This is a genomic window from Streptomyces odontotermitis (assembly GCF_050510915.1).
GTDB lineage: Bacteria > Actinomycetota > Actinomycetes > Streptomycetales > Streptomycetaceae > Streptomyces.
The window spans coordinates 15,440-38,091 of record NZ_JBNJLS010000018.1 but is presented as its reverse complement, the minus strand read 5'-3'; the positions used below and the strand labels follow the sequence as shown (position 1 = coordinate 38,091).

Annotated in this window: 19 protein-coding genes; 9 read left to right on the top strand and 10 right to left on the bottom strand. The window is 69.4% G+C overall.

Going from position 1 to position 22,652, the window contains the following annotated elements:
• Positions 1–178 precede the first annotated feature (178 nt).
• Together ACQB60_RS34535 and ACQB60_RS34530 are read left to right on the top strand one after the other, a co-directional pair.
• The gene (locus ACQB60_RS34535; protein ID WP_496930068.1) at positions 179–1,672 is read left to right on the top strand and encodes a serine/threonine-protein kinase; all 1,494 of its coding nucleotides are present in this window, start codon (positions 179–181) and stop codon (positions 1,670–1,672) included.
• 85 nt (positions 1,673–1,757) lie between these two features.
• Entirely contained in the window at positions 1,758–2,795 is a 1,038-nt protein-coding gene (locus ACQB60_RS34530; RefSeq protein ID WP_496930067.1) for an NAD(P)/FAD-dependent oxidoreductase, read from the top strand.
• Positions 2,796–2,874: 79 nt separating this feature from the next.
• On the opposite strand, the gene ACQB60_RS34525 is transcribed toward ACQB60_RS34530, so the two are convergent.
• Positions 2,875–3,810, bottom strand: a complete 936-nt coding sequence (locus ACQB60_RS34525; protein WP_496930066.1) for a phosphotransferase family protein — start codon at positions 3,808–3,810, stop codon at positions 2,875–2,877.
• A gap of 214 nt (positions 3,811–4,024) precedes the next feature.
• Here ACQB60_RS34525 and ACQB60_RS34520 point away from each other — a divergent pair, with 214 nt between their 5' ends.
• The 3 genes from ACQB60_RS34520 to ACQB60_RS34510 all read left to right on the top strand — a co-directional run bounded on the left by ACQB60_RS34520 (position 4,025) and on the right by ACQB60_RS34510 (position 7,169).
• On the top strand, positions 4,025–4,186 hold the full coding sequence (locus tag ACQB60_RS34520; RefSeq protein WP_496930065.1) for a hypothetical protein: 162 nt from the start codon (positions 4,025–4,027) through the stop codon (positions 4,184–4,186).
• Between the two features lie 299 nt (positions 4,187–4,485).
• Complete coding sequence (locus ACQB60_RS34515) at positions 4,486–6,228, top strand: CotH kinase family protein (RefSeq protein ID WP_496930064.1); 1,743 nt, start codon at positions 4,486–4,488, stop codon at positions 6,226–6,228.
• The gene (locus ACQB60_RS34510; protein WP_496930063.1) at positions 6,225–7,169 is read left to right on the top strand and encodes a hypothetical protein; all 945 of its coding nucleotides are present in this window, start codon (positions 6,225–6,227) and stop codon (positions 7,167–7,169) included. Before ACQB60_RS34515 ends, ACQB60_RS34510 begins: the two co-directional genes overlap by 4 nt.
• 142 nt (positions 7,170–7,311) lie before the next feature.
• Here ACQB60_RS34510 and ACQB60_RS34505 read toward each other — a convergent pair whose 3' ends face one another.
• Positions 7,312–8,331 (bottom strand): cytotoxin leucocidin, encoded by a 1,020-nt coding sequence (locus tag ACQB60_RS34505; protein ID WP_496930062.1) that lies wholly within the window; start codon positions 8,329–8,331, stop codon positions 7,312–7,314.
• A 270-nt stretch (positions 8,332–8,601) separates the two neighbouring features.
• The gene (locus tag ACQB60_RS34500; RefSeq protein ID WP_496930061.1) at positions 8,602–9,210 is read right to left on the bottom strand and encodes a DUF6082 family protein; all 609 of its coding nucleotides are present in this window, start codon (positions 9,208–9,210) and stop codon (positions 8,602–8,604) included.
• A 189-nt stretch (positions 9,211–9,399) separates the two neighbouring features.
• Between ACQB60_RS34500 and ACQB60_RS34495 the strand changes: the two genes are divergently transcribed.
• Positions 9,400–10,458 (top strand): DUF6461 domain-containing protein, encoded by a 1,059-nt coding sequence (locus ACQB60_RS34495; protein WP_496930060.1) that lies wholly within the window; start codon positions 9,400–9,402, stop codon positions 10,456–10,458.
• A gap of 13 nt (positions 10,459–10,471) precedes the next feature.
• Here the strand turns inward: ACQB60_RS34495 and ACQB60_RS34490 are convergent, their stop codons facing one another.
• The 5 genes from ACQB60_RS34490 to ACQB60_RS34470 form a co-directional block, all read right to left on the bottom strand.
• Entirely contained in the window at positions 10,472–11,113 is a 642-nt protein-coding gene (locus ACQB60_RS34490; protein WP_496930059.1) for a GrpB family protein, read from the bottom strand.
• Between the two features lie 111 nt (positions 11,114–11,224).
• A complete protein-coding gene (locus ACQB60_RS34485) occupies positions 11,225–12,427 on the bottom strand; it encodes a DUF1266 domain-containing protein (RefSeq protein WP_496930058.1) in 1,203 nt (400 codons plus the stop codon).
• A 112-nt stretch (positions 12,428–12,539) separates the two neighbouring features.
• A complete protein-coding gene (locus ACQB60_RS34480) occupies positions 12,540–13,058 on the bottom strand; it encodes an RICIN domain-containing protein (RefSeq protein WP_496930057.1) in 519 nt (172 codons plus the stop codon).
• A 166-nt stretch (positions 13,059–13,224) separates the two neighbouring features.
• Complete coding sequence (locus ACQB60_RS34475; protein WP_496930056.1) at positions 13,225–16,203, bottom strand: FAD-binding and (Fe-S)-binding domain-containing protein; 2,979 nt, start codon at positions 16,201–16,203, stop codon at positions 13,225–13,227.
• Positions 16,196–17,368 (bottom strand): pyridoxal-phosphate-dependent aminotransferase family protein, encoded by a 1,173-nt coding sequence (locus ACQB60_RS34470; RefSeq protein WP_496930055.1) that lies wholly within the window; start codon positions 17,366–17,368, stop codon positions 16,196–16,198. The genes ACQB60_RS34475 and ACQB60_RS34470 overlap by 8 nt, the downstream gene beginning before the upstream one ends.
• Before the next feature lie 97 nt (positions 17,369–17,465).
• Here ACQB60_RS34470 and ACQB60_RS34465 point away from each other — a divergent pair, with 97 nt between their 5' ends.
• Together ACQB60_RS34465 and ACQB60_RS34460 are read left to right on the top strand one after the other, a co-directional pair.
• Positions 17,466–18,233 (top strand): IclR family transcriptional regulator, encoded by a 768-nt coding sequence (locus tag ACQB60_RS34465; protein ID WP_496930054.1) that lies wholly within the window; start codon positions 17,466–17,468, stop codon positions 18,231–18,233.
• A gap of 453 nt (positions 18,234–18,686) precedes the next feature.
• A complete protein-coding gene (locus tag ACQB60_RS34460) occupies positions 18,687–20,069 on the top strand; it encodes an SLC13 family permease (RefSeq protein WP_496930053.1) in 1,383 nt (460 codons plus the stop codon).
• A 64-nt stretch (positions 20,070–20,133) separates the two neighbouring features.
• Here the strand turns inward: ACQB60_RS34460 and ACQB60_RS34455 are convergent, their stop codons facing one another.
• Positions 20,134–20,709 carry a CGNR zinc finger domain-containing protein gene (locus tag ACQB60_RS34455; protein WP_496930052.1) on the bottom strand — a complete coding sequence of 192 codons (576 nt, stop codon included), beginning with the start codon at positions 20,707–20,709 and terminating at the stop codon, positions 20,134–20,136.
• A 103-nt stretch (positions 20,710–20,812) separates the two neighbouring features.
• Between ACQB60_RS34455 and ACQB60_RS34450 the strand changes: the two genes are divergently transcribed.
• Positions 20,813–21,985, top strand: a complete 1,173-nt coding sequence (locus tag ACQB60_RS34450) for an epoxide hydrolase family protein (RefSeq protein WP_496930051.1) — start codon at positions 20,813–20,815, stop codon at positions 21,983–21,985.
• A gap of 153 nt (positions 21,986–22,138) precedes the next feature.
• On the opposite strand, the gene ACQB60_RS34445 is transcribed toward ACQB60_RS34450, so the two are convergent.
• Positions 22,139–22,447 carry a hypothetical protein gene (locus tag ACQB60_RS34445; protein WP_496930050.1) on the bottom strand — a complete coding sequence of 103 codons (309 nt, stop codon included), beginning with the start codon at positions 22,445–22,447 and terminating at the stop codon, positions 22,139–22,141.
• Positions 22,448–22,652: the final 205 nt, after the last annotated feature.

Genomic DNA, 22,652 nt, shown 5'->3' with positions numbered 1-22,652 from the left:
GCCACTCCATGCGGCCACCGCTAGGTGCGCTGAGACGGTGGACGTCGGCAGGGGCACGGTCTTCTGCCCTGCTGCTGACCGGAGTTGAGGCAGTGTGCTTCCCCGAGTTGTGGCAGTGTGCGTCCCGGAGTTGGGACAGCGGCTCCGCCCTCCAAGGCCCCCTGGATATATTCCGTCCGTGGACGACGATCACGGGCAACTCCTCGCGGGCAGATACCGGTTGACCGACTTGCTTGGTCAAGGCGGGATGGGCGCGGTCTGGCGCGCCTACGACGAGCAGTTGGGGCGGGACGTGGCCGTGAAGGAGTTGCGCCTGCCCGAGCACCTGGGGGCCGAGGAGCGGGCCAATTGGATCGCCAGGCTGGGGCGCGAGGCGCGGGCGGCCGCGCAGCTGAAGCATCCAGGCATCGTGACCGTCCACGACCGGGTCACCGGTGCGGACGGGCGGCCGTGGATCGTCATGGAGTTGGTGGCCGGGGGGTCCCTGGACGACTTGCTCGACCAGCAGGGCCCCCTGTCCCCGCAACACGTCGCCGACATCGGGCGACAGGTGGCCGCCGCGCTGAGCGCAGCGCATCGGAGGGGAATCACCCATCGCGACATCAAGCCCGCCAACATCCTGCTCGAGGACGGGCGGGCCGTCCTGACCGACTTCGGGATCGCGGCCCTGGAGGGAGACGTCACCCTCACGGCCACCGGCATGATCATGGGTACGCCCGCATTCATGGCCCCGGAGCAGGTGCGGGGCCATCCGGCCACCGCCGCGTCCGACCTCTGGTCACTGGGTGCCACTCTCTACACCGCCGTGGAAGGGCACGCGCCCTTCGCGGGGACGGCACCGAGCGCCGTCCTGGTCGCCGTCGTGACCGAGGACCCCGCCCCTGCCGTGCAGGCCGGGCCCCTCACCCCCATATTGGAGGGCCTGCTCCGCAAGGAACCGGCCGACCGTCTGACCATGGAGCAACTGCAGGCCCAGTTGGATCAGGTGGCCGAGGCGCGGCCGACTCCCGTCAAGGCGCGGCCGACTCCCGCCAGGGCGCAGCCGACTCCCACCGAGGCACAGCCGGCCCCCAACGCCCCGCCGACTCCCCCTGCCACGCCGCCCGCAGACCCGGCCCATTGGCCCACGGCGCCCGCCCAGGCCCCTGCCACGCCGCCCCCGGCAGGACCGGCACGTCGACCCACGGCACCCACGGCACCTGCGGGAACGCCCCGCGTCGCCCACCGTCGGACAGCCCGTCGCATCGCGTGGATCAGCGCGGCGGTACTGGCCTCCGTGGCGTCCGCGCTACTGATCCCCGGTCAGGGGGACGGAGCGTACGAGGACAATCTCCGAGCCGTTGAGGACATGGGCCACCCACCGGACTTCACCGTGAAATCCAAAGACCGTGTCGACGGCGACCGGGCGCGAGTCATCTATGGGGGAGATCCCGTTACCGGCGCGCCGAGCTCCGGGCAAAGAGACGAGATCAGGTCATGGCTGGAAACGGTGCCGGGCGTCTCAACGGTCGGGATGTACGGCATAGATGCCACGTGCATGACCCAGAAATCCGGCTGCATCCTGGCCGTCGACCTCAAGGACGGCTATACCGAACCGTCCGTCCTCGGTGCGCAGGTCCACAAGGAAGACGGCAAGGTGGCACTCCAAATCACGGTCGGGCCTTTCGACTGAGTGATCTCGCCGTCTGCGACGTGAAAGGTGGTGCTACGGCTGCAGCCACAACCTGAATGGTCGTTGATCTATCGCAAAGGACCTCATGTCAGGCGTTGTTGTCGTCGGAGCGGGAATCATCGGCTCCTCCGTGGCCTACCACCTGGCCCGTCAGGGTGTCCCGGTCACGCTGCTGGAGCGGGGACCCGCACCGGCCTCCGGGGTCACCGCGGACTCCTTCGCCTGGATCCGCGGCTCGGGAGGCCACTGGCCCGGTGGAGCTCAAGACCTCCGCGAGTACGTCCTGGCGGACTACCGACGCCTGGAGCACGAGCTGCCCCACGTCACTGTCCGCCGGACCGGCTCGCTGTCCTGGGGCGACGCACCGGCCAAGGACTCGCGGCCGGGGCCGGGCCAGTTCCGCGTCGGCCGACGTGACATCGCAGCCCTGGAGCCCCACCTCCGGCACCCACCCGACCATGCCGTCCACACCCCCAGCGACGCCGGCGTCGACCCGAAGGCCCTGACCCACGCACTGGTAGCAGCCGCCGACGCCCACGGAGCAACCGTGCTCCACGACACCACCGTGACCTCACTGCGGGTGGCCAACGGACACGTCGAGGGAGTGCTGACGTCGACCGGGCTCCACACCGCCACCACCGTCGTCCTCACCGCCGGGACGGGCGTCCCCCAGCTCTGCGAGCCGCTCTCAGCCGACCTGGACATCGCCGCCTCCCCGGCGACCCTCGCGCGAGTCTCAGCACCGCCCGGCCTGGTCAAGACCATCGTGGCGCGGCCCTATTTCGAGGTGCGGGAAGTCCGGGAAGGCGACCTCCTGATGGTCGTGCCGCACGTCGAGGGCGCAGCAGCGCGTGAACAGGCCGTTCAAGACGCGCTCCAGCACATGAAGGCGGCCTTCCGAGGAAGCGACCAGTGCCGCCTGCTGGGCCACCGCACCGGCAGACGCCCCATGCCCGCGCACGGGCCGGTCATCGGATACGCGACACACGACCGATCCGTCTACGTCGCCGTCATGCACTCCGCCGTCGCCCTGGCGCCCACCGTCGGACGCCTCATCGCAGACGAACTCGTGACCGGCAGGCCAGCCCCCGAGCTACAGCGTTGCCGCCCGCGCGCTCACTGAGGGTGCCCCGGTGCGGGCGTGTCAGCGGCTCGGCCGGACCTGGCACACGCCATCGGCCCGCGCCCCGGGCTGCAATGGTTCAGCCCGGAGCGTCCATCAGGCTGGTGACATAGGCATCCAGCCGCTCCTCCACGGCTTGCGAAGTCAGTTCCGCCCTCCCCGCCTTCCGCCATGGCGTGGCCACCTGCCGTACTTCTTCCGAGCAGGCCAGCGCGTCCCGCACCCGCCAGTACAGCCGCTCACTCGCGGCCGCGGCCAGCACCCCGCCCGCCGCCTCATACGCGTCGGCGAACCGCTCACCCCACACCGGGCCGTGCAGCAGCGCGAGATTGGTCGAGCAGTGCGCCACATCGAGATCCGCCGGGCCCCGGCAGGCACCCGCCCAGTCGACGACGCCGGTGATCCGCGCGCTCGTCGGAGCCGACTGCGGCACGTCGAACAGCACGTTGCCGGGTTGGAAGTCCCGGTGCAGGAATCGCCCTTCATAGGGTGGCGCGGGCCTGCGGATCACGTCGATCGCCGCGGCCCACACCGCCGCGTCGGCGCCCTGGGGAGTCACGACGGTGTCGGCGGCCGTCAGCGCCGCATACTCCCTGGGCTGCTCGACAGGTCGCACCGCATGGATCGCCACGAGTCGGCGGGCCAGTAGAGGAACGCGCGCCTCCAGCCCTTCGTCGTCAAGGACGGTCCGGCCCGCCAGATGCGTCATCAGGAGCGACGGGTACTCACACTGCGCGGCAGCAGCATCGACAGCGACCAGTCCAGGAGCCGGCACGTCGGTCCTCGTGAGCAGGGTCAGGGCGTCGGCCTCCCTCTTCAGCCCGTCCTCGGCGCGCCCCGCGTAGAGCGGGTCGACGAAACTCCGCAGCACCAGGTCACGGGTGCCGCCGTTCCGCCCGGCGATGGTCAGCCTCCGCATGTCGGCAGTGATGCCGCCGTGCAGCGCCTCCGTGCTCACGATCCGTTCGCCGACCTCCAGGTGCCGCCTCACCCAGGCCAAGGTCAACGGTCTCATCGCCCCCCCCTGCCCGGCCACGAAGGCAGCCGTCTGCGCTTCAGCCTCGGACCACCGCGAGCATGGCGGTGTCGGGCACAGTCTGGGGCAGCACCCTGGCGAGGGGTGGTCGCCGTCGAGGGGTGATCGCCGTCGAGGGGTGGTCGCCGATCACCACGTCTGTGGTTCTCGTTAGACTCGCCAGCTGTTTCCGCCACAGATGGAGAGCACAGCAGTGAGCCAGCAGGACCGTTCGCCCGCGTCTGACGTCCCCGTGTACGCCGCCCTGGTGAAGGAGCTCGGCGATGTTCCGGCCGAGACGCGGCGAGAAGCCGAAAAGGCGCTCCGTGAGGCGCAAGCTGCCGTGGACTTCAAGAGCTCATCACAAGCGGCATAAGAGCACGCCTTCGCATCCCGGCGGTCCCCGCCTCATCACTGCTCAGCGCGGGCGCGCAGCCTGCTCAGCGCCCGGTGCCGGGGCCACCCGCACCGCAGCACCTCACTGCACCGCACTGCGCCTCGCCGCACCACGCCCACGCGCGGCGTGATGCAGGGGTGGCAGGCGACCGGTCGCCTGCCACCCCTGCCGGGGCCCGCTCCACGAGCCACTTCCCTGGCCGGTTCTGCCGCTGGCGGTCATGTGTCACCGGGCGTAGAGAAGGAAGCTCACCTTCTGGCACCCCTTGGGGAGACGCCGTGGACAGGACGATCGACAAGGCAACATTCCGGGACGCGTTCAAGAACCGGTCCCTCGTGCCCGGTGACCTGCCGCCGGGCCCGGGTCGACGGCTCGCCGAGCAGGCCAACGCGACGGCGGGGCCCACCGACGCCGCACTGCGCACCAAGGCCGAGTTCGGCGCGCTGTTCGACCTGCTGATCGCCGAGCAGCACGACGTGGACGCGGCGGACGGAAAGCTCGTACTCCAGGATCCGCAGGGGCAGTTCACCGAGGCCGGGAAAGCCGTGGACAGTTTCGTGGCGGCGGCGCGGGACAAAACGGAATTCTTCGCTCACGACCTGTATCAGGTCAAGGTCACCGGCTGGCCGCCCGGTGTGCTGACAGCGGACAAGGTGATGGTGGCGCCGCCGGGAGCGCGACTGACGCTCGCCCGCAGCGAGTCCCCCGGTGAACTGCTGCTCTCGACGCCCTCCTTCTCCCTCGTCAACAGCGGCAACATGACCGCGCGTGCGCCCAAGCGCTCCTGGAAGGTGGACTTCGAGGTCGGGGAGAGCGAGGACCGGCTGCACGGCATGGAACGGGTCAACCTCAAGGCGATGTACAACGACCCCTCGCAGATGCGCGAGGCCGTCGCGTGGCGGCTCCTCGAGCGCGCGGGGATACCGGCCGCGCAGCACACGTACGCCATGTTCTTCCTCAACGACCGCTACATGGGGCTGTTCTCCGTCATCGAGCAGGTCGACAAGAAGTTCCTCAAGGACCACTTCGGCAAGAACTCCGAGGGCAACCTCTACAAGGCGTACTGCGGTGACGTCGGCTGCGCGACCCTGGAGCACCGCACCGGCACGGGCGGCGCGGACGACGGTCGCCTGTACTTCACCGAGGGCAGCCCGGTGGACGACAGGACGTACCGCCTCAAGACGAACGAGGACGACCCGGCCGCCAACACCTACGACGACCTCGCCGCCCTCATCCGCGCGGTCAACGGGGTCGAACTGAGCGGCGGCGAGGGCGCGTTCGCCTCCGACGCCTTCCGCTCGTCCGTCGAGAACGTCCTGGACGTGCGGGCCTTCCTGCGCTGGGCGGGCGCCAACGTGCTCCTCGGCAGCTGGGACAACTACTTCGCGACGCCGTCGAACTACTACCTCTACAACTCGGGGCGGCTCGGCGACGCGAAGGGCTTCACGTCCCGCCCGTACTTCACGTTCATCCCCTGGGACTACGACAACAGCTCGGGCATCGACTTCTTCGCGACCCCGTGGCAGTACACGGACCTGCTCGACTGGCCCGCGATGACCCGCGGCTACTGCCGGATCACGCACGCCCCGCACGACGTGTCACGGCTGCCGCTGTTCACCAACCTGCTGCGCCACCACGACTTCTGCCAGTACTACCTGGATCACCTGGAGTACCTGCTCGACACGGAGTTCGGCCCTCAGCGCGTCGCCGCGCTGATCGGCGCCGAGGGCTCCGGGGGTGAGGGCCTGTGGCAGCGCATCGCGCCCTCGGCGTACCTCGAGTCGGACAGCCCGCACGGACAGCCCTTCACCGGGCGGCAGTTCACCAACGACGAGGTGTACCGGGCCGCGTACCGCCAGTGGGAGCTCAGCCGCGGCGCCCAGTTCACCTACGGGATCTACCACTACACGCGGATGCGCTACGACAGCGCCCGACAGCAGCTCGCAGAGCTCCGCAAGACCTACCCCAACGGCGCCAGCGGTGCCGTCTTCCCCGGCGCCATGGAGGCCCTGCCGTCATGACCACCGCCAAGAAGCAGCCGAAGAAGGCGAAGCCCCCGGAGCTGCGCCTCGTCAAGGAAGCCAAGATCCAGGACCTGATCGGCGACAGCGCGGGCAGCCGCCTCGAAGCGAGCGGCGTGCTCTACCGCGACGGCGTCTTCCTCGTCGTCTGCGACAACCTGACCTCGCTCATCAGGATCAGCAGCGAGCTGTCCCCGAAGTCCCCGGAGAACGGCGTCCTGCAGGTGCCCAACAGGCGTAAGGCAGCGGGGCGTTCACAGAGCGGCAAGGGCACGGAGGCCGAGGGTTACGAGGATCTCGCTCACGACCCGGTCAAGGACCGCTACTTCACGCTGAGCGAGGCCGTTCCGATCAAGCCCAAGGGGTTCCGCGCCCGGGTTCAGGAGCACGACAGCCGACTGCGGCTCCGCGGTTCGGCGTTGCTGGACTTCCCGCTGACGGACGCCAACAAGGGCATGGAGGGCCTGGAGTGGGTGGAGCGCAACGGAGTCGGGTACCTGCTCGGCCTGTGCGAGGGCAACCGCTGCGCGGGCGGCAAGGAGGGCCGACGGCCCGGCGGCGGCCGCATCCAGGTCTTCCGCAGCGGCGCCGACCAGTGGGACTGCACGGCGACGATACGGCTGCCCGCGTCCCTGCCCTTCGAGGACTACAGCAGCCTCTCCGTGCGCGACGGCCGGATCGCCGTACTGTCGCAGGCGTCGTCCGCGCTGTGGGTGGGCCGCCTCTCCACGAAGAAGTGGCAGGTGGACGAGGGCACGGTCTACCGCCTGCCCACTGACGCCAAGGGGCGCACCGTCTACGGCACCCCCGAAGGCGTCTCCTGGGTCTCGTCCGACCACGTGGTGGTGGTCTCGGACCGGGCGAAGAAGGGCGCGGCGAGCGACCGGTACCGCGCCAAGGACCAGTCGATCCACCTCTTCCTGCTCCCGTCGGTGACTTGACCGTCTCCGCGGTGGCTTGACCGGCTCCTCGGCGACACGGCGTCGTACTGCTGGGAGTTGTTGGCCCAGCAGTACGACCAGCAGTGCAACCAGGTGCTCGCGTACGCCATTTCGCCGCGCGCCGGCTACCAGGAGCCGACTGTCAGCGGCCGGAGCGGACGACCTTCCTGCCGTCCTGGTTCAAGGGGACGGCGAATGACTGCGGTGCGCTGCTGCGCTGCCTGCCGTTGAGGTCCTTCTGGACGACGTTCACGTTGACGGACGTGCCCTGGCCGCCGCTGAACGTGCCGCTGGCGAAGGCGTCCACGCCGTCCCCGGTGATCTCGTAGCCGGTGGTGTCCACGATTCCGTTCGTCCGGCAGTCGCGGAACACCTCCTCGATGGGGACGAACCAGAGCCAGTGGTAGTCGCCGTCGTGGTTCAGATCGACCTTGTCGTTGAACCAGACCGCCACGGCTCCCTTGAGGCTGGCGGTCGCCGTCCAGTCGATGTCGTACTTCTGGGTGCCGATGACGAGCGACGCCTCGATGAGGGACTTGGCCGGGATCTTGAGCGGGAGGTCCACGCCCCAGGTCTGGGTCTCTTTGTGGGTGAACTCCTGTGTGGAGGACAGGTTGGTCTCGATGGAGGTGGTCTCGGAGACCTTGGCCACGGCGGGTATCTCGGCCGACACCTCCACGGAGACGCCGATCTTCAGCGATTCGGTCACCGAGATCCGCAGGTCCTGCTCGGTCGTCTTGCTCTGCTTGTACGTGACGAGCTGCTCGACGGTCGAACCGTTGCGGTAGTTGGTGGTGACGGAGCTGACCTGGCCCGGGACCGGCGAGGGGGCGTTGGGGTCGTAGGTGATGCCGCTGTACTTCGTGCTCACTTGGTACTGGTGGTAGTCGCTCAGAAAGCTCTGCCGGCCGTAGTCCGTGGAGGCCGTGAAGCGGCAGCCGTTGGAGCCGGGGAAGCGTTCCCGGGCCATCCACTTGCCCCACTCGTCCGTGATCTCCTGGAGCGAGCGGGTGGCGCCCTTCTTGGCGGCCTGTCGTGGGGAGTTCGGCCGCCTTGAGGCCGCGCCGGCCGCGCTCGCGGTCACGAGGGAGACGGGGACGGCCGCGCCGAGGCCGGCAGCGGGAGCCAGGGTGAGAACGCGCCGTCGAGAGACTTGACTCATGGAGATCCCAATCCAGTAGGGACGGTACGGGGGAAACGTCCTGGGAAGCCATGCAATCGGCGATCTGCCCTGGGCGATAGGGACTTTGGTCTCTACTCGATCAACTACTTGTGGCTTCGGCGGAGCGCTTCACCCGCCAGGGATCGACATGGCGGGAAGGTACAAGTCAGCGCGCGTGCATGTGAGTTGACGGAGACGTATGGGCGGTCCGTCGCCGCGGTGCGGGGCGGCATGCCAGGGCCCGGGCCCATGCCAGGGCCAGGGCCAGGGCTACGGGCGGCTTCGCGTGAAGTAGTCGGCGGCCGGGACCGCCGGTCCTTCGACGACGGCGCTGCGGTACGCGTCATCCGCGATCTCGACGAACCGCAGGGCGGCCTTGTCCTTCTCCGCACGGGCATAGGTGCGCCACCAGTCACGTCCTCGCTCCCAGTGCAGGCGGGCGATTTCACCGGTGAAGTGCGTCTGCAGTTCCTGGCGCAGCGCGTCGTCGCGGCGCCGGTTCCGGTAGTCGGCTTCCCAAGCGACCATGATGAGGTTGGTGTAGACGAGCCGTCGCCAGGTCTCCGGGGTGTCTCCGGGGCGCGGGGGTTCCCAGCACGGCACGAGCGAAGGATCGTCCAACGCCCTGAACAGCAGCTCGCGGTGGGCCGATCGGCGCACCTCCTCGCGCCCCATCTTGGTCTGACGCACCTGGTAGGCGATGGACAGGGCCACCCCCCACAGCGCGACGCCGGAGAAGACGACGGAGACCGCGCTGTATGCCTGGCTGATCTCGCTGAGCTTGCCCCAGTCGACCTTCCGGGAGGAGGCCCACTGCAGCAGGAGCGGTGTGCAGCCGACCAGCACCAGTGTCACCAGGCCCAGCGCCAGGCTCCACATGACCACTCTTGCCGTTTCCGCTCGGCTCCTCATACGGCGCTCTCCCGCTCTCGTTCGTGTCCGCGCCGGCCTGGCTTTCGGCCGTGCGTCCTATGCCAGTGAGGTGGCGGGACACACCTGAGTTCCGCCTCGGGCTCCCTCTCAGAAGGAGACTCGGCCCTTGTCAGTGGCGGCGGCGACAATCTCCGCATGACTTCACCCCAACTCCTCGATGACCGCCTCACCGACTGGGGACTTCAGGTGGCGGCCACGTTCACCGTCGTGTGCAGCAACGACGAGGACGCCGTGATACGGCTGTTCGGCGGCGATCCCGAGCGGGCCCGGCCCCTGCGCCTGGAGGAACTGTGCGAGTACGACGACGGGGACGCCATCTTGGTCTCCCGGTCGGGACCGACAGTCGTCGTTGTGGAGAACAACAACTATCAGGGGTCCCGCGAGGAGGTCCTGCGCCCGCTCTCCCGCCTCGGCCGCACCGCCGGCGCCTTCTGGAACGTCAACGCGGTGTCCCAACTGAGTCTGGCCGAGGACGGCCTGGTCTCCTGCGCGCTCGACATGGTGGTCCCCGAGGACCCGTTCGGGGCCCGCCCGCACGCCTGGGACCCCCTGCTGAAGGGCCTGACTCTGGGCGTGGACGGCAGCTGGGGCTCGGGACTTGCGGCTGTTGAGCGTGCCACAGGCGCGCAGTTCGACGAGGCGTGGGCACGCGGCCCCCATCGCGTCGTGGCGATCACGCCCGTACCGCGGTACCTGCTGGCGCAGGGACTCATGGACTCACCGCTGCTCAAGCGGGAGCCCTTCGTGAGCTATCTGGCGGATCCCGGCCCCGCACTGCTCGGGCGTATGCGCCGCCACGCCCTGGAACTGGCCGTGGAACACGCCGACTTGCGTGCGCACCCCTTGGCCACGGCCGCCCTCGCAATGAGCGACACCTCACCTGCCGCCCAAGCGCGGCTGCGGAACGAACTCACCGCCGCGGAGCATCGTGCCCTCTCCCAGGCCCAGGCGCTCCGGGCCGGCGAGGCAGATGAGTTCGTCCCGGAGTGGGAACGCCCCTCCGAGCGCACCTTCCGGCAGGCCATTGTCTTCGGCGTCCTCGCGCAGTGCGTCGCGGCACACCGGCCCACGACGACGGACTGGCTCCCGGACATCTTCAGCAGCCTGGTCACGGCGATGACCGGTGACGGCGAACGAGTGCAGGAATTCTGGATGGTCGACCACCTGCACGACGCCGCACGGCGGACAGCCTGACCAGCACGACGGGTCACGGCCGCATGAGCTGCGTGTCCGGCCCTGGTCTGCCCCCGGCCATCGCCCGTTCCAGGATCCCCGCGACGACCTCGGACTTGGCGTCGGCGTAGTTCTGCATGTATTCCCAGGACTGCTGGGACAACGACCGCTTGGCCTCGGCATAGAGCGTGCGGTCGCCGTTGTCCGTGCGCAGCCGGTCGCGGAACCGGAGCATGCGGTCGGCTTCCTGGCAGCCTTCGGGCAGGACGTGCAGGTTGGCCGATTCGCTGCTCGGATCGAGGTCGTGCTTGCGCAGCAGCCGGTGCTCGTACCATTCGGGCTCACGGATGACGAGCGTGAAGCCAAGGCTCTCCAGCGCCGGTACGTAGCCGGCCTCGTCTCCGGAATCGGGGACGGTCAGGAGCAGGTCGATGACCGGTTTGGCGGGCGGGCCCGGCACAGACGTGGAGCCGACGTGCTCGATCCGGTGGTTGATATGTCCGAGCCGCTCACGGATCAGAGCGGCCTCCCGCTCGAAGACCGCGGGCCACCGCGAGTCGTACTCCCGCAGCGTGACCCGGCCGTTGAGCTTGGGCGGCGCGCTCACGTGGGCCGACTCGATCTCGGCTGCGGTCATGGGAATGCGCGAGGCGTCCTCTTCGGACCGTTCGGACATGGAAGCTCCTGTCTGTACTCTCCGGCCACAACGCCAGGGCTCCAGGCGATGGCTCGCCAGCCGCCTTGTGGCCGCCGAACACCCCTCAAGGTCAGCATGCGCCGCCAGGCTCTAGGCCGGCCGGAAGGGGATGTTCCGCCATGGGCTCGCGGGGTCCGTGGTGAGGATCCGGTGCGGTGTGACCGCCGAGGAGTACATGTGCCCGAAGGATTCCTCGTCGAAGCGGAGCACCCGGCCGAGTATGTAGCCCGCGGAGAACTCCTCCCATGACGTGTACGTCTCGCGGCACAGCTCGCCCGCGCGCAGCACCGCCTGCTCCACCTCCGCGTGTTCGGCGAAGCGCGCGCCGAGGCCCCAGCGGGCGTAGTTGACCGCGCGACCGTAGTCGTATCCGAGTGCGGAGGACACATAGCCGTCCGGTGCCAGGATGCCGTCCGCGCGGAATCGGGCCTCATAGCGGGTGATCTTGCCGATGGCGTCCAGGACCCGGGCGATCCCTTCCTGGCCCGCGCCGCGCTGGTGCAGGGCGTCGGCGGCCGCGCCCTGCCACGCCTGCGGATCGGCGTGCGCGCCCGGGTAGCGGGCGGCGAGTTCGCGACGCACGCTGAGCGCGAACTCCGGCTCCGGCGGGCTGTTCTGCCCCGCCAGCAGCAAGTTCAGCTGCCCGACCCAGGCCGCCCGCTCTGTCGTGCCCCACGAGTCGCGGAGCACCTCCGCGTCGTCGCGGTAGTCGACGCATACGTCGCCGATGTCGTTCCACAGGACCTGCCGGTGCACGGCCAGATGTGTGCCGCAGGCCAGGCCGTGAGCGAGCGGGCCGTGCAGCGGGCCCGTGTACTTGGTGATCAGCGCGTCGTCGTCGTGCCCGCGCTGCGGAACGTCCTTCTTCAGCGCCTTCCACTGGCGGCGTTTCTTGCGGGCGTCGGGGAAGCGGCCCTCTGTGGGCGTGCCCGGGTTGACGATGATGCCCTTCAGCTCGTCCGTCTCGCCGCCCCACCACTCCATGGCGGGCAGGGGCACGGACACCGCGACGGCCACCACCTGGGGGCGGCGGGGCAGGAGTTCGCCACGTGTGTAGACGGCGAAGTACGTCTGCCCGTCGTCGGCCCGGTGCGTCAGCCAGCCGCCGTCTGCCTTGTTGCGGTCGGCCTTCTCCCGGTCGGCGTACGCGAGGGTGTCCACTCCGAGCAGGACGCGCAGATAACCGTCCCAGTCCCCGCGCGACTTGGCGTCGAACAATGCCCGCTCGACGTCGGTCGGCGGGACCCACGCGGGCTGCCCCTGGCCCATCGAACCCATGATCGGTATCCCCATGAGACGCAGAGCTTAGCGTTCGTGAATCTCCACCAGTCGGCGGGGCCCGCCCGGCGACAGCGACCGGTCAAAGCACTCCCCCTCCCTCTGCATAAGCCAGTTCGCTGCCCCGTCAGCTGAGGAGCCGCCACTTGTAGCGGACGTCCTTGGGGTCGAGGTCGTTGCGCACCGTCACATAGGACGTGCCCTCCCGGTAGGGCGTGCTCAGGAGCTTCCCGTCGTCGTGCGACACCCAGAACAGGTCCCCGGCGTTGTTTCCGTTGAAGTGCCAGAACTGATTGACGTCGTTCGGGTCGCAGGTGCCGAGCCAGGCGAGGCCCCAACCGGCCACGTCCGCAAGGCACTTGCCGGTGCTGACGGAGACGATCTGCCAGGCAGGCTGGTTCGCCAGGTTCAACCGCCACCGCTGGCGGGGATCGCCCAGGTCGCAGGGCGCGAAGGTGGCGGTGCCCTGGAAGGCGTTGGCGGGGTCGGCGGCTGTGGACATGCACAGGCCGTTGCCCGTGTTGCGGAACAGGCTTCCGGGGTCGGGGGCGGCGGCGCCTGCGGGTGCCGCCCCCGCGAGCAGGCCGCCACCAGCAGCCGTCATCAGGGCCATGGCCAGGGTGGTGAGGCGCCGTGTGAACCTCATGGCACTCCCTTCCGGTGGTGGTGCTCTCGATGCTGAGCCACAGAGCGGTGCGGCACCATCGCGCGAACGGCGCACAGCGAGGGCGCTTTGGGGGCTCGCGGGACGGGGTGACGGGCGCGCTCCGCACGCGGCTGCGCTCCTCGACCCGTCGGCGACGCGTTCCCAGTCAGCCCTGCGGTGTCCGTTCGACCAGCACCGCCTCGCGCAGCAGCTGAACGGGATGCCAGGCATCGCGCGCGGTGCCGTGGAAGATCTGCTGGCGGCAGGAGACGCCGGTGGCGACCACGACCGTGTCGGTGGGCTCTGCCTTGACCGCGGGGAACAGACGGTCCTCACCGACCGTCATCGACATCTCGTAGTGCTCGGACTCGAAGCCGAAGGATCCGGCCATGCCGCAGCAGCCGGCGTCCAGTTCGACGACCGTCGCGCCCGGGATGCGGTTGAGCAGTGCGACGGTTGCGGCAGTTCCCACCTCCGCCTTCTGGTGGCAGTGGCCGTGGTACAGGAGTCTGCGGCCGGTGAGCCAGGACGTCTCGCGCAGAGTAAGGCGCCCCGCGTCGATGGCTTCCAGCAGTAGTTCTTCCACCTGGCGTATGCGACCCGCGACATCCGCGACCGCGGGGTCGTCGGGCAGCAGGGCCCGGTGCTCGTCGCGCAGCGTCATCAGGCAGGACGGTTCGCAGCCCACGATCGGTGAGTCGGGTGCGGTCGAGTGGTGCAGTCTGCGGGCGAGCCCTTGGGCTTTGTGTTTCGCGTCGTCGATCAGGCCCTTGGACAGGCTCGCTCTGCCGCAGCAGCCTCCGCTCTCCAACTGCACGCGCCACCCGGCGCGTTCGAGGAGTTCGATGGCTGCCCGGCCGATGTCGGGCTCGGTGTAGGTGGTGAAGGAGTCGGCGAGGTAGGTGAGCGTCCCGTGGGTGGTCGGGTACGGGGAGGGTGTGCGGTGGCGGTGACGGTGGCGGGACCAGCGCAGCAGATTGTGGTGGACGAAGACCGGGAGTGGGCGCTGCGGGGTGATGCCGAGCAGGCGCTCCATGAGGTGGCGCAGTGGGGTGAGACGGCCGGGCAGGTTGGACAGGGGGGCGGTCGCGGAGCCGAGGCGGTTGAGGGTGCGGATCGCGCCGAAGAGGCGGCTGCGCAGCGGTACTCCGTGCAGGTCGTGGTGGTGCGAGAGGGTTTCGCTCTTGAGGGTGGCCATGTCGACGCCGAGGGGGCATTCGCTCTTGCACGCCTTGCACATCAGGCACAGGTCGAGGATCTCGTGCAGACGCTCGTCACCCAGGGCCGTGTGCGGGTCGGGTTCGGACAGGGCCTTGACGAGGGCGCCCGCGCGGCCGCGGGTGGAGTCCTCCTCCTTGCGGGTGGCCATGTACGAGGGGCACATGGCGCCGCTGCCGGTCTTGCGGCACAGGCCGATGTTCATGCACCGGTCGGCTGCCGCGCGCATGCCACCGCCGTCGCCGCCGTCGCCGCCCACGACCTCGAAGGAGAGGCGGGTGCGCAGGGGCGGGGAGGGGGGCAGGGACGCGTCGCGCAGGTTGTCCGTCATGGGCTGGGCGTCCACGATCTTACCGGGGTTGAGTACGCCATGGGGGTCGAAGAGGTGTTTGACCTGGCGCATCGCCTCGTACAGCTTGTCTCCGAAGATCTCGCGGTTGAACTCGCTGCGGGCCAGGCCGTCGCCGTGCTCGCTGGAGTTCACGCCGCCGTACTCGGCGACCAGGTCCTTGATCTCTTCTGCGACGGCCCGCATGCGGCTGACGTCCGCCGGGTCGGCGAGGTCGAGATAGGGGCGGATGTGCAGGCAGCCGACCGAGCAGTGGCCGTAGAAGCCCGCCGTCATGCCGTGCCGGTCCAGGACGTCCTTGAACCGGCGCGTGTAGTCGGCGAGTTGGGCCGGGTCGACCGCGGTGTCCTCGACGAAGGCGAGCGGGCGTCGGGTGCCCTCGCCGGCGGCCATGAGCAGGCCGAGTCCCGCCTTGCGGACCTTCAACAGCGATGCCTGCTGGGCGGGGGTGACGGCCTGCAGGGTGTGGTAGCCGTGGCCGTGCCGGGACCAGAGGGCGGTCAGGCGCCGCATGCGGTCGAGGAGTTCCGCCTCCTCCTCGCCGGTGAAGGACACGAAGAGCAGGGCCTCGGGGTCACCCTTCAGGAGGTCGCCGAGCGCCGCGTACTCGATCTTGCGGCGCGACAGGTCGAGGATCGTCCGGTCCATGAGTTCCACTGCGGCCGGGTCGCAGACGAGGGCGTCTTCGGTTGCCTCGACGGCGTGTGCCACGGAGGTGAAGTGGCCGACGGCGATCGTGGTGCGGCGCGGCCTGCGCACCAGGTCGAGCACGGCCGTGGTCGCCACGGCCAGCGTGCCTTCCGAGCCGACGACGAACTTGGCCAGGTCGAAGGGGGTGTCCTCGCGTGCGAGCCGGTCCAGGCGGTAGCCGCAGGCGCGCCGCCAGTGAGCGGGGAATCCCTCCGCGATCGCCGCCGCGTTGGTCCGTACGAGGGCGGGGAGTTCGCGGTAGAGGGAGCCTTCCAGGGTGGTCAGGCGTGCCTTGCGCGTTCGTTCGGTCTCGTCGATCGGGGCGAGGTGGGCGCGGGTCGCGTCCGAGAGCACCACGTCGAGTGCGCGGACGTGGTCGATGGTCATGCCGTAGCGCACCGAACCGCTGCCGGCGGAGTTGTTGCCGATCATCCCGCCGATGGTGGCGCGGTTGCTGGTCGAGGTGTCCGGGCCGAACATCAGGCCCCATGGGCCCGCGGCGCGATTGAGCTGGTCCTGCACGACACCGGTCTCCACCACGGCGGTGCCGCTGCTCGGGTCGAGCTCCACGATGCGGTTCATGTGCCGCGACAGGTCCAGGACCAGACCGGGTCCGACGGTCTGGCCCGCCAGGCTCGTGCCGGCTCCGCGCGGGAGAACGGGCACCTGGTGGGAGGCGGCCGCGGCGACGGCGGCGGCGACATCGCCGTCGTGCCGGGGGAAGGCCACCCCCACAGGTGTGATGGCGTACATGCTGGCGTCGCGTGCGAACAAGTGCCGGGTGTAGTCGTCGAACCGGACCTCGCCGTCGAGGTCCTGGGTGAGCCGGTGCTGAAGGCTGCGCGACACCTCGTCCCGGCGGCGTGCGCCCGTGGCCTGTTCATCCATGGGGCTCTCGCAGGATGTCCAGTGCGGCGGCGAGCCCGCTCGGATCGATGCGTACGCCCGCCAGCTGCAGGCCCATCTGCACGCCGGCGAGCGTGCCCGCGAGCGCGAGGTCGTTGAAGTGGCCGAGGTGACCGATGCGGAAGATCCGCCCGGCGAGCTTTCCGAGACCTGCCCCCAACGACATGTCGAAGCGTTCCAGGATGATCTCCCGCACTTTGTCGGCGTCCTGGTCGTCGGGCAGGAGGACGGCGGTGAGCGCGGACGAGTACTCGCGCTCGTCCGCGCACAGCACCTCAAGTCCCCATGCCTGTACGGCGGTTCGGGTGGCCCGCGCGTGCCGGTCATGGCGGGCGAAGACCGCGGGAAGCCCTTCCGCCTCGATCATCCGCAGCGCCTCGGCGAGGCCGTAGAGGAGGTTGGTGGCGGGAGTGTACGGAAAGAAGCCGCGCCGGTTCGCCTCGAGGATCGGCCGCCAGTCCCAGTAGGACCTGCGCAGGCGCGCGGTGCGCGAGGCCGCCAGGGCCTTGTCGCTGACCGCGTTGAAGCCGAGGCCGGGCGGGAGCATCAGCCCCTTCTGGGATCCGGCGACCGTGACGTCCACGCCCCACTCGTCGTGGCGGTAGTCCATGGAGCCGAGCGAGGAGACGGTGTCGACCAGGAGCAGCGCCGGGTGTCCCGTGGCGTCGATGGCCCGCCGGATGTCGGCGACCCTGCTGGTGACTCCGGTCGACGTCTCGTTGTGCACCACGCAGACGGCCTTGATCGTACGGACGGTGTCGGCGGCCAGCCGTTCGGCGATGCCCTCGGGGGCGGCTCCGTGGCGCCAGTCACCCGGGATGAAGTCGACGTAGAGGCCAAGGTCTTGGGCCATCCGCTGCCAGAGCGTGGCGAAGTGGCCGGTCTCCGCGCAGAGCACCCGGTCGCCCGTGCTGAGCGTATTGACGAGGGCTGCTTCCCAGGCGCCCGTACCGGAGCCGGGGAAGATCACGACGGGACCGGAGGTGCCGAAGACGGGCTTGAGGGAGGCGAGCAATTCGGTGGTGAGCGCGGCGAATTCGGGGCCGCGGTGGTCGGTCGTCGGCGCCGAGACGGCGCGGAGCACCTGGTCGGGGATGTTGGTGGGGCCCGGGATCTGTAAGAAGTGCCGCCCGGTGCGAGAGGTCACTGTGGCCAACTCCCTTGAGAAGCGTGCCGCATTGTGGCACGGTGTGTCATCAAGTGGCACGCGGAGCATAGGAGTCGAGCGCAGGAGGAGTCAACGGATGCAGAGCGTTCTCAACGCCCTTCGCGTACTGGAAGAGGTCTCCGCGCGGCAGCCGATCGGCGTCGCCGACCTGGCCCGCACACTGGATCTGCCCAAGAGTTCCGCCCAGCGCGCACTGCGCACCCTGCACACCGCGGGCTGGATCCGCCCGGCCGGCGGCGAGGTCACCCGCTGGGTCCTGACCACCAAGGCGCTGCAGGTCGGACGGCGCGCCACCGGGGAGCTGGGCCTGCGCGACGTGGCCGTGCCGCTCATGGAGGAGCTGCGACGGCGCACCGACGAGACCGTCCACCTGACCGTCCCGAACGGCGACAAGGTGGTCCTCATCGAGCGCCTGGAGACGTCCAAGCCGGTGCGGATCATCCTGGCTCTGGGCACGCTCCTGCCCCTGCACGCCTCCGCGAACGGCAAGGCCGTGCTGGCCGCGAGCCCGCCAGAGGTGAGGGAACGTCACTTGGCTCACGGGCTGGAGGAGTTCACCGATGCGACGGTCACGGACCGCAAGCGCCTCCTCGACGAGCTGACACTGATCCGGGAGCGCGGGTACGCCACCAACAGCGGCGAGTGGCGCACCGACGTGTCCGCGGTGGCGGCCCCCGTGCTCGACGCGTCGGGGCTGCCGATCGCCAGCATCAGCGTCAACATGCCCACGAGCCGGATGACCGCGGAGGCGAGCGCCGCCCACGGCGCACTGGTGAGCGAGACGGCCCGGCAGGTCGGCGCCGCTTTGGATCACTCGCGGCAGGGCGGGACGGAGCGGATCTAGCGACGGCGCGGCGACTCCGCCCCGACGGTTGATCCGCGTCCATACGGCGATCGGGCCGCCCTCACACAGCCGCCGGACCGGCTCCCCCGCACACCTCGGTGGCGGGCGGACGAGCGCCCGGCGGCGGCGAACTCACCACCACGGAATCCGACAGGGCCCTTGACGCCTCCCGCGAGACGCCCCAATACTCCCCTTCGCGAAAGCAGCATTCCGCCTTACGGAACAGTCCTGCCACCCTGAGGCACGCCTGCCGCAGGGGCGGACACCCGTGCGCCGCCTCGCACGACGCACCTCGATGCCGCGCGCCCCCCTCGTCACGCCTCACGCATCACGCATCACGCATCACGCATCACGCATCACGCATCACGCGCCATGCGTCACGCGTCACGCGTCACGCGTCACGCGTCCCGGCACACCGCGGCCTGGCCATCGGCCCACCGCAAGGGAGCCTCCATGTCAGATCACGTCATCTCCCTCGTCGTCCTGTTACTGATCTTCGCCCTCGCCACCTTCACCTCCGTCCACCTGGGCGCGCTGGCCATCGTGGCCGCGTTCATCGTCGGGTCCACGGTGGTGGACGAATCCGCGGACGACGTCTTCTCCGGATTCCCCGGCGACCTCTTCGTCGTGCTCGTCGGCGTCACACTCTTGTTCGCCATAGCGAACAACAACGGAACCGTGGACTGGCTCGTACAGGCGGCGATGAAGGCCGTACGCGGCCGGATCGCCCTCATCCCCTGGGTGATGTTCCTCGTCACCGCCCTCCTCACCGCGGTCGGCGCGGTCACCCCCGCGGCGGTCGGGATCATCGCCCCCATCGGGCTCGGATTCGCCGTGACCCACGGCATCAGCCCGGTGCTCATGGGTCTGTTCATCGCCAACGGCGCCAGCGCGGGCGGCTTCTCGCCGATCGGCGTCTTCGGCAGCATCACCAACGGCGTCGTCGAACGCAACGGCCTCCCGGGCAACCCCGCCCTGCTGTTCACCGCCTCGTTCCTCTTCAACGCCGCCCTGTGCACCCTCGCCTTCTTCGCCTTCGGCGGACGGGAGTTGCTGGGGCAACGCGCGCCATCGTACGGAGCTGAACGGGACGACGGCAGCATCGCTGACGACAGTTACCGAGGCAGCGGCGACCCGCACACCGGGAGCCGGACGATCGAGACGGCGGACAGGCGTAGAAAGCCGACGCTCATCGTCGCCCCGACCGCCACGGCCACCGCACCCACGGAGCCCCTGAGCCTGGACGGCCCTCGCACGCTGACCCTCCTCGGACTGCTCGGCCTGGTCGTCGGAGCCCTCTTCTTCGACCTCGACGTCGGACTGATGGCGCTCACCATCACCGTCGCGCTCTCTCTGGTCTCGCCCCAGTCGGCCAAGGGCGCGGTCGACCGGTGCGCGTGGTCCACCGTGCTGCTGGTGTGCGGCATCGTCACGTACGTGAGCCAGCTGGAACGCATCGGCACCATCGACTACCTGGGCAAGCAGGTCGCGTCCATCCAGGAGCCTCTCGTCGGCGCGCTGCTGATCTGCCTCATCGGCGCGATCGCGTCCGCCTTCGCCTCCACCACGGGCATGCTCGGCGCCCTGATCCCCCTGGCGGTGCCCTTTCTGCTCGGCGGCCAGGTGGGCGCCGTGGGCCTCATCACCGCGCTGGCCATCTCCTCGTCGGTGGTGGACGCCTCACCCTTCTCCACCAGCGGCGCCCTGGTGACCGCCAACACCCCCGAGGATCAGCGGGAGTTCGTCTTCCGCCGTCTCCTGGCCTGGGGTCTGGGGATCAGCATCGCCGGACCGCTCGTCACCTGGGGGCTGTTCGTCGTGCCCAGCTCACTCTGAGGCACTCACAGCCGGCACAACTCCCCCGCGCGTGGGTGCCCCCTCGGATGCACCGAGGTGACGGTCACTCCGCTGATCTGGCGTTCTTGCGCTGGTTGGCATGGAAGCGCGCCTTCTTCTGACGGTTCCCGCATGTGTTCATGTCGCACCATTTGCGGGTGCGGCTCTGGCTGGTGTCGAAGAAGGCGGCCTGGCAGGTCGGTGATGCGCACAAGGCCAGTTTTCCGTCTCGTTCCCCCGCGATGATGCTGATCGCGTCGGCGGCGATCACGCCGAGGGCATCCTCCACGCAGGAGGCCGGGTTGAGCCGCCACTGTCGCCGGCCCTCGGGCGTCAGGATCGCCGAGGCCCGGCCCTGGGCACTGCGTTCGTTGATGACGCGGACGGCAGACGCAGGGAGAGCGCCCTGGACCGCGGCCGCTGTCGCGGCGGCGTGGATCGACTCCCGCAGCTCCCGGGCGAGTTCGAGCTGGCCAGGGGTGCAGGAGTCCACGGCGAGGCCGCTCACCGTCAGCCAGTCGACGAGCCGGTGCGGCGTGGGAATGCGCTCCACGGCGTCGCCATGACGCTCCGACAGCGTCCCCGTGAAGCTGGTCGCGAGGACATTGCCGAGGCGGAAGTCAGGGAACGCAGCAGGCATGGAACCACCTTAGCCGGTTGCAGCATGGCTCGGACACCTGCTAGAACCGTCAAAGCCGGTTCTCGATAGGTCGTGGCCCGTTCCACGACGGCCAGGAGGTCTCATGTCCCGCCCGACCAGCGACGTGCACGCCTTTGAAGCCCACGCACCTGACGCCGACCTCGACGATCTGCGCGCGCGACTGGCCGCGGCGCGACTGCCGGAGCCCGAGACGGTCCACCGCGCCGCGCCCGACCCTCGCCGGTGGGAACAGGGGGTTCCTCTCGCCGACCTCGTCGATGTCGTGAACTACTGGCGCACCGAGTACGACTGGCGGTCGTTCGAGGAGCGCCTCAACGAGATCGGCCAGTTCCGCACGACCATTGATGAGCTGGGAATCCACTTCCTGCACCGCCGGTCCGCGCGCGCGGATGCCACTCCCCTGCTCTTGACGCACGGCTGGCCGGACAGCATTGCTCGATTCATCGATGTGGTGGACGAGCTCGCGGATCCGAAAGACGCGGACGCGCCCGCGTTCCACGTCGTGGTCCCGTCGCTACCGGGCTTCGGTTACAGCGACAAGCCGGCCACCACCGGATGGGGAACCGAAAAGATCGCGGCCGCATGGGTGGAGCTGATGGGAAGGCTCGGCTACAGCCGGTTCGCGGCCCACGGCGGCGACTGGGGCGGCAATATCACCACGGTCCTCGCCGGCCGGTTCCCCGCACACGTCCTCGGCATCCACACCACGTTCGCGGAGGGACCGCCCGGGCTGACCATGGACGGGCTGACGGCGGTCGAGCGCAAGTGGGCCGAGGAAACCCGCGACTTCTGGCGCCACCGCGCGGCGTACGCGAAGCAGCAGGCGACCCGGCCGCAGACCATCGGCTACTCGCTCGTCGACTCACCGGTCGGGCTACTTGCCTGGATTCTCGACAAGTTCGCCGAATGGTCGGACACCGAAGACAGCCCGTTCGAGACGATGTCCCGAGACAGAATTCTCGACGACGTCACCCTGTACTGGCTGACGCGGACCGGCGCATCGGCGGCCCGCATCTACTACGAAAGCCACAACTCACTCGACCCCGAACTCCGGGTCGACGTCCCGTCGGCAATCACTGCGTACCCCCGCGACGTCGAGAAATGTCCGCGCCCCTGGGCACAGGAGCGATACCGGCAGATCGTCCGATGGCGGGAAGCCGAAGCCGGCGGACATTTCCCGTCGCTGGAGGTCCCCGAGTATTTCGTCGAGGACCTGCGGGAGGGCCTTGCGGCAGTGCTGGCCGCTCGTCGGTGAACGCGGCGTGCTGGACGAGGAGCCATCGGCAGGTTCCGCGTGGAGGATGTCGGGCCGACTACGAGTCGGCCCGACATGCCGCACGCACCTCAAGCCGCTGGGCTGCAGTGATGTGGAGCCCGCAGAGCATGGTCGCCGTTTGGCACCACACGGTCAGGGGACGACGATCGCGTTCGCTTGCAGGTGGCAATCCGAACCGATCACCGTGCGCATGTTCGTGCTCGGCACAACGAGACTGATCGAGTTGAGGCAGTACTGCTGGGTCGAGGAGCGGTCGCCTTTGCGGAGGATGACGGGGCCGGAGCCGGGGTACTCGTGAGTGCCGTCGACCAGGTTGGTGGCCTGGGGTGTGTCGCAGCCGGCGCCGGCGACGGTGGGGACATCGGGCAGCCCCAGCTGCTTCGCGACGTCTTTGACCTGCTCGACGGGGTAGCCGAGCGGGGGGTTGGCGAGGTCGACCAAGCTCAGTGCCGGACTCTGGGGCACGAGGCATCCCAGTGCTGGGGTGGTTCCGGGCGGAGTTGTGTCCCCGGGGTCTGCCGCGGCAGGTGCGGCTAAGGAGAGGACAGCGGCCAGAGCGAGTGAGGCGACAGCGAATGTCTTCTTCATGTATACGATGCTTACATGCTCATGACAGGCAGGTGTGGCACTTCAATGCTTGGGCACG

What these genes read in the sequence shown, in the direction of transcription:
- ACQB60_RS34530 (WP_496930067.1), top strand. Translation starts at nt 1,758, where the DNA reads ATGTCAGGCGTTGTTGTCGTCGGAGCGGGAATCATCGGCTCCTCCGTG.
- ACQB60_RS34525 (WP_496930066.1), bottom strand. Translation starts at nt 3,810, where the DNA reads ATGAGACCGTTGACCTTGGCCTGGGTGAGGCGGCACCTGGAGGTCGGC.
- ACQB60_RS34510 (WP_496930063.1), top strand. Translation starts at nt 6,225, where the DNA reads ATGACCACCGCCAAGAAGCAGCCGAAGAAGGCGAAGCCCCCGGAGCTG.
- ACQB60_RS34505 (WP_496930062.1), bottom strand. Translation starts at nt 8,331, where the DNA reads ATGAGTCAAGTCTCTCGACGGCGCGTTCTCACCCTGGCTCCCGCTGCC.
- ACQB60_RS34500 (WP_496930061.1), bottom strand. Translation starts at nt 9,210, where the DNA reads ATGTGGAGCCTGGCGCTGGGCCTGGTGACACTGGTGCTGGTCGGCTGC.
- ACQB60_RS34495 (WP_496930060.1), top strand. Translation starts at nt 9,400, where the DNA reads ATGACTTCACCCCAACTCCTCGATGACCGCCTCACCGACTGGGGACTT.
- ACQB60_RS34490 (WP_496930059.1), bottom strand. Translation starts at nt 11,113, where the DNA reads ATGTCCGAACGGTCCGAAGAGGACGCCTCGCGCATTCCCATGACCGCA.
- ACQB60_RS34485 (WP_496930058.1), bottom strand. Translation starts at nt 12,427, where the DNA reads ATGGGGATACCGATCATGGGTTCGATGGGCCAGGGGCAGCCCGCGTGG.
- ACQB60_RS34480 (WP_496930057.1), bottom strand. Translation starts at nt 13,058, where the DNA reads ATGAGGTTCACACGGCGCCTCACCACCCTGGCCATGGCCCTGATGACG.
- ACQB60_RS34475 (WP_496930056.1), bottom strand. Translation starts at nt 16,203, where the DNA reads ATGGATGAACAGGCCACGGGCGCACGCCGCCGGGACGAGGTGTCGCGC.
- ACQB60_RS34465 (WP_496930054.1), top strand. Translation starts at nt 17,466, where the DNA reads ATGCAGAGCGTTCTCAACGCCCTTCGCGTACTGGAAGAGGTCTCCGCG.
- ACQB60_RS34460 (WP_496930053.1), top strand. Translation starts at nt 18,687, where the DNA reads ATGTCAGATCACGTCATCTCCCTCGTCGTCCTGTTACTGATCTTCGCC.
- ACQB60_RS34455 (WP_496930052.1), bottom strand. Translation starts at nt 20,709, where the DNA reads ATGCCTGCTGCGTTCCCTGACTTCCGCCTCGGCAATGTCCTCGCGACC.
- ACQB60_RS34450 (WP_496930051.1), top strand. Translation starts at nt 20,813, where the DNA reads ATGTCCCGCCCGACCAGCGACGTGCACGCCTTTGAAGCCCACGCACCT.